Genomic DNA, 5,015 nt, shown 5'->3' with positions numbered 1-5,015 from the left:
GCGGGCGCATCGCTTCTTCAGCGAGCAAGCGCGCGAGTGGCTCATGGCCGACGGAGTCGGCGCGGCCCAGGTGCGAGCTGCGGCCGTCGAGACGGTGGTTCGCGAGCTCCTGCAGATCGTCGTCATCGACCTCGCGGCGGACGAAAACGCGCAGGAGATCTTCGAGACCCTGAACGCGCGCGGCGCACAGCTCACGGCGGCTGATCTGATCAAGAACTTCATCTTTCAGAGGCTGCTCGAGCTGGGCACGGACGTAGAGCGCGCTTATCAGGATCACTGGAAGGACTTCGAGACCGGGTTCTGGGAAACCGAGATCAGCGTCGGACGGGTTCGCTATCCCCGATCGTCGATCTTCCTGAATCATTGGTTGGTCGCGCGAACAGGCGAAGAGGTCGTCGCACGGGAGGTGTTCGACCGGTTCAAGCGATTCGCCGATCACGATTCCAGCTTGCCCATGGCCGAGCTGGTGGTGCGGGTTCACGAGGCGTCGCGCGTCTACCGTCGGTTCGTCAGCAGCGCCTCGGAGCACGCCGGACCGATCGACCGGCTGGGGCTCTTCGGATACCGAACGGGAGTCCTCGAGAGCGAAGTCATAAAGCCGCTCGTCCTCTGCCTGTTCGATCCCGACGAGGTGCCGATTCCGGAGGCGCAGGTCGTCAAAGTGCTGGAAGCGGTCGAGAGTTGGATGGTTCGGCGGATGTTGGTGCGTGCGACCACCAAGAACTACAACCAGGTCGTCGCCGAGCTGATCGCGCAGCTGCGCCGTTCGGATCGCGGAAGCGCCGGAGACATGATCGAGAGTCACCTCGCCGGGCAGACGAGCGGGAGTCGGTACTGGCCGGACGACGCGGAGATCCGGCAGGAGCTCGGCGAGCTGCTCGCCTACCGCCGTCTCGGTCGCGGGCGACTTCGCATGGTTCTCGAAGCCATCGAGGATCACCAGCGCGGCTGGCGAAACGGGAAACAGGGCCTCGGCGGCGAGCGTGTCGCCAGAGGGAAGTACGCCATCGAGCACGTCATGCCCAGGAAATGGCCCGCGCACTGGCCCGCACCGGAGGGGACGCATGGCGAGGCGGACCGAGAACGCGTCATCCACACCCTTGGCAACCTGACCCTGCTGACGGGAAAGCTGAACTCGAAGGTGTCGAACGGCCCCTGGCTAGGAAGCGGCGGCAAGCGCGCCGGACTCCAGGAGCACGACGTCCTGCTTCTGAACCGCGAGCTCCTAAAGAGGGCAGGCGACCAGTGGACCGACGATGCGATTCGCGTGCGCACGCGGGAGCTGGCCGATCTGATCATCCAGATCTGGCCCGTGCCGCCGAACCACCGGTCGGGATTCTCGCCCGACCGGCCCAGACTTCGCAGGAAGCTCCAGCTCGCCGATCTCATCAACGGCGGGGTGCTCGAGCCGGGGATGTCTCTCTTCCCACGGCGAAGCAAGCACAGCGACCGAGTCGTGACTCTGCTCCCAGACGGACAGATCGAGGTCGACGGGGTGGCGTATCCGGGCCCGACGGAAGCCGCGAGTGCGATCACCGGGCGGAGGACGGGAGGTTGGTGGTTCTTCCTCGTCGATCGAACAGCATCAGGCCGGTCGCTCCGAACGGTGCGCCGCGACTACGTGAACGCGATGGGCGTGGACATCGAGGACGACGAAGAGGAGAACGCCGGCGACGATGACGATGGATGACGGCAGCGCCGGGTGGCTGCGCTGGGCGGAGCTCGCTGTTTGCAGCGTCCGTGTGAACTGAAATTCTCGCGGACCTCGCCCCCATTGATCTGCCACTCGGCGCGCGCGAGAATGAACCCGAGCAACGAGGAGATCGTCGATGGAGCAGGTCAGGTGGGGTTGGCTCGAATGCGACGTCGCATCCGGTCTCTTCGACACGGAGCGCTCCGTCACGATCCGGGTCGAGAGCGAGCGCGGCGGTACCTCGATCATGCTCACCGTCGACCAAGAGCTCGTAAGGAGCGAACGCGACGTCCGTCGGGGGGAGCGATCCCGCGGCCGCGTTCGCGTGCTTCCTGTTCGCCGCGACGCCGACGGATCTGCGACTGTGCTCCTCCCGGTGCAGAGCGTCGAATTCGGAAGCTACGTGGCGGTCCAGGCAGAGAGCCTGCTGACGGCGTAGGCGCGCGCAGGCTTGCCGCAGTGAGCGTACTTTCGAACCGTGAGCTGGTCGCAGCGCTCGACGATGGGCGGCTCCGAATCGACCCTCGCCCCGATCCACCCCCAGAGTCCCGCGTCTCCCCGTTCAATTCGTCGTCGGTGGATCTGCGTCTCTCCCCCGACCTTCAAGTGCCCAAGCGCGGGCTGAGCCTGAACTTCGATCTGCGCACCGGCAGCATCGCCGAGACGCTCGCGATCACCTGCGACCCTCAGGTGCTACCTGAATCTGGACTCGTGCTCGAGCCGAACCGCTTCGTATTGGGTCGAACGATCGAACGCGTGGGTCTTCCGCTGGCAGGCAGGCTCGCGGCTCGGATCGAGGGGCGGAGCTCGTTCGCGCGCACCGGTCTCCTGGTTCACTTCACCGCCCCGACGATCCACGCCGGGTTCGAAGGCACCATTACGCTCGAGATCATCAATCTCGGCCCGCTCGGACTCGTGCTGACCCCCGAGCTCCGCATCTGCCAGCTCATCGTGGAGACCGTCGAGGGCGAACCCCTGCCGGCACCGTCTCAGTTTCACGGACAGACGACGCCGAGCGGAGTCGTGTGAGGTCGAGCGGAGATTGCCGATAGGTGGCTATGACGGCCGACCGACACGCAACCCGAGAGCGACTCAGCGACATCGATCTCGCGAAGGGGGTCGCGATCTTTCTGGTCGTGCTCGGGCATGTGGTGGCGCGGGAGCCGCCGGTGGGGAACGAGTGGTACGTGGGGCTGAAGTTCGCGGTGTACCAGTTCCACATGCCGTTCTTCATGTTCCTGTCGGGGGCGGTGTTCCGCGCCACGCGGCCGGCGGCGGCGGGGCTGCGGGGGTACGGGCCGTTCGTGCTCGGGCGGCTGCGGCGGCTCGCGCCCGGGTTCGCGCTGTTCGCGCTGTTGATCTGGGCGGGGAAGGCGGTCGCGAGCCGCGTGATCCACGTCGACAACCCGCAGTCCGCGGATCTCGCGTCGCTGGCGCGGATCTTCACGCATCCGGGCGCGAGCGCGGCGACGTCGCTCTGGTACGTGTACGTGCTGCTCGAGCTCTCGCTGCTGTTCCCACTTCTGCTCGCGGCGTTCCGCGGCAGGGCGCTGCCGGTGCTGGTGGTCGCGGCCGCGCTGCACGCGCTTCCGCTCGGATTCGCGCTTCCCGAGCTCTTCGCGCTCGACCTGCTCTGCGAGCACGCGCTCTGGTTCGCGCTCGGGCTGCTCGCGATCGACCATCGGCGCGCCTGTGTCGGGGCGGTGGCCGCGAACGCGCTGCCGTTCTACCTCGGCTTCGGCCTCTCGTTCCTGGCGCTGCTCTGGCTGCCGGACCATGCCGCGAAGACGATCATCGGGCTCGCGTCGCTCCCGGCGGTGTACGCGTTCGCGAATTCGTTCGCCGCCGTGCGCGATCGGCGCGGGCTTCTGCTCCTGGGCGAGTACACGTTCACCGTCTACCTGATGAACACGCTCGCGATCGGGCTCGCCAAGGGCGTGCTGCTCGAGGTCCTGCCCTGGGACCACGCGAACTTCGCGCTCTACTTCCCGCTGCTCCTCGCCGCCGGCCTGCTCGGGCCGATCGCCCTGCACAGAGCGGTGTTGTCGCGGCAGCCGCTTCTGGCTCGGATCACGAAGTGAGCCGCGGCCGGCGCTAGCGGGGCTTGGTGCCGGTGTACTCGCAGAACGCTCCGGGCACGACGACCTTGAACTTCGGGTCGGCGAAGCCGGCGATGCGCATCGAGGCCAGGATGGTCTCGGGCGGGACGCACTTCTCGACCGTGTCCCAGTAGTAGTCCATCAGCACCTTCGCATCGCGGTCGCGCGTGAAGAGCAGCGTGAGCCCCGGGGATCACGGTCTTCCAGGCGAAGCGGGTGAGCGCGTGGCCGAGCTTGCTCTCGGGCAGGTGGCCTTCCAGGATCCAGACCTTCCCGCCGGGCTTCAGCACGCGCAGGTACTCGCTGAACGCGGCGACCAGGTCGGGCACGTGGCGCAGCGCGATGCCCATGGTGACGAAGTCGAACTGGCCGGTCTTGAACGGCAGCGCCTCGGCCACGCCGCGCGTGAGCGGGCCGTGGAAGACCTTTCGCGCCTCGCCGAGCATGCCCTTGTTCGGATCGACGCCGAAGACCTTGCCGCCCGGCGCGACCAGCCGGGCTGCTCCCTGCGCGACCGCGGCCGTGCCGACCGCCACGTCGAGCACGCGCATTCCAGGGCCGAGACCCGCGCGGCCGAGCGAGAAGCGCCGGTACCAGATGCCGCCGTTGCCGAAGATCCGCTCGATGGTGTTGTAGTGGCGGGCGGTCTTGTTGAACAGGTCGTCGACGTACTGGCGCCGCTCCGTGTCCGTGTCGTAGTACTGCAGCAGCGGGCTGTGGGGCGGAATGCGCTTGGGGTCCTGGGCGGGATTCGGCGTCGACGTCATGCGCCATTCTTACCGCGAAGCCTTGAACTTCTCCACCCAGGCCGGGCGGCGAGCTCGACGGGGGGTCAGGCGAGCGGCCGCAGCACGTCGTAGTCGTAGCGGCCCGGCGGCGCGAGCACGCTCTGGCGCTTCTCGTCGAAGCGCTCCAGGCCGTACGCCTTCTTGTTCGGCGTGACCGCGTTCTGGGCGAAGAAGCGCGCGAGCTCGATGGTGGCCTTGGTGAGCTCCGCGGTACCACCGCGCACCGTCACCTGTGCGTAGCGCTGCGCGGGGACGATCAGCGACTCCATCCCCTTCGGAACGCTGCGGCCGCTGCGCACGCGCGCGCAGCACAGATACGTGTAGCTGCCCTGGCCCTCGAGCTTGTGGTGGTCGGCCTCGGGCACGACGCCGAAGAACACGCCCGGGTCGACCACGTTCTCGATCTCGCCGAGGCGGCTCGCGAGCCCGCGCCAG

General features: G+C 67.6%; 5 protein-coding genes. 3 read left to right on the top strand and 2 right to left on the bottom strand.

What is annotated here, in order from left to right; translation table 11 throughout:
* From FJ108_17885 to FJ108_17875, 3 genes are all read left to right on the top strand, one after another.
* Positions 1-1,690: DUF262 domain-containing protein (locus FJ108_17885; GenBank protein ID MBM4337762.1), on the top strand; the 1,690-nt coding region annotated here is incomplete at its 5' end.
* Between the two features lie 111 nt (positions 1,691-1,801).
* The gene (gene dcd / locus FJ108_17880; GenBank protein ID MBM4337761.1) at positions 1,802-2,722 is read left to right on the top strand and encodes a dCTP deaminase; all 921 of its coding nucleotides are present in this window, start codon (positions 1,802-1,804) and stop codon (positions 2,720-2,722) included.
* Between the two features lie 23 nt (positions 2,723-2,745).
* Positions 2,746-3,774 (top strand): acyltransferase, encoded by a 1,029-nt coding sequence (locus tag FJ108_17875; protein MBM4337760.1) that lies wholly within the window; start codon positions 2,746-2,748, stop codon positions 3,772-3,774.
* Here the strand turns inward: FJ108_17875 and FJ108_17870 are convergent.
* Both FJ108_17870 and FJ108_17865 read right to left on the bottom strand, forming a co-directional pair.
* The gene (locus tag FJ108_17870) at positions 3,675-4,559 is read right to left on the bottom strand and encodes a methyltransferase domain-containing protein (protein ID MBM4337759.1); all 885 of its coding nucleotides are present in this window, start codon (positions 4,557-4,559) and stop codon (positions 3,675-3,677) included. The two genes, FJ108_17875 and FJ108_17870, sit on opposite strands and share 100 nt — an antisense overlap.
* Positions 4,560-4,624: 65 nt before the next feature.
* A partial coding sequence (locus FJ108_17865; protein ID MBM4337758.1) for a hypothetical protein occupies positions 4,625-5,015 on the bottom strand: 391 nt, incomplete at its 5' end.

The sequence above is a fragment of the Deltaproteobacteria bacterium genome (assembly GCA_016875225.1).
Classification (GTDB): domain Bacteria; phylum Myxococcota_A; class UBA9160; order SZUA-336; family SZUA-336; genus VGRW01.
The sequence above is the reverse complement of the archived record's forward strand: the minus strand, read 5'-3'. Positions and strand labels throughout refer to the sequence as shown.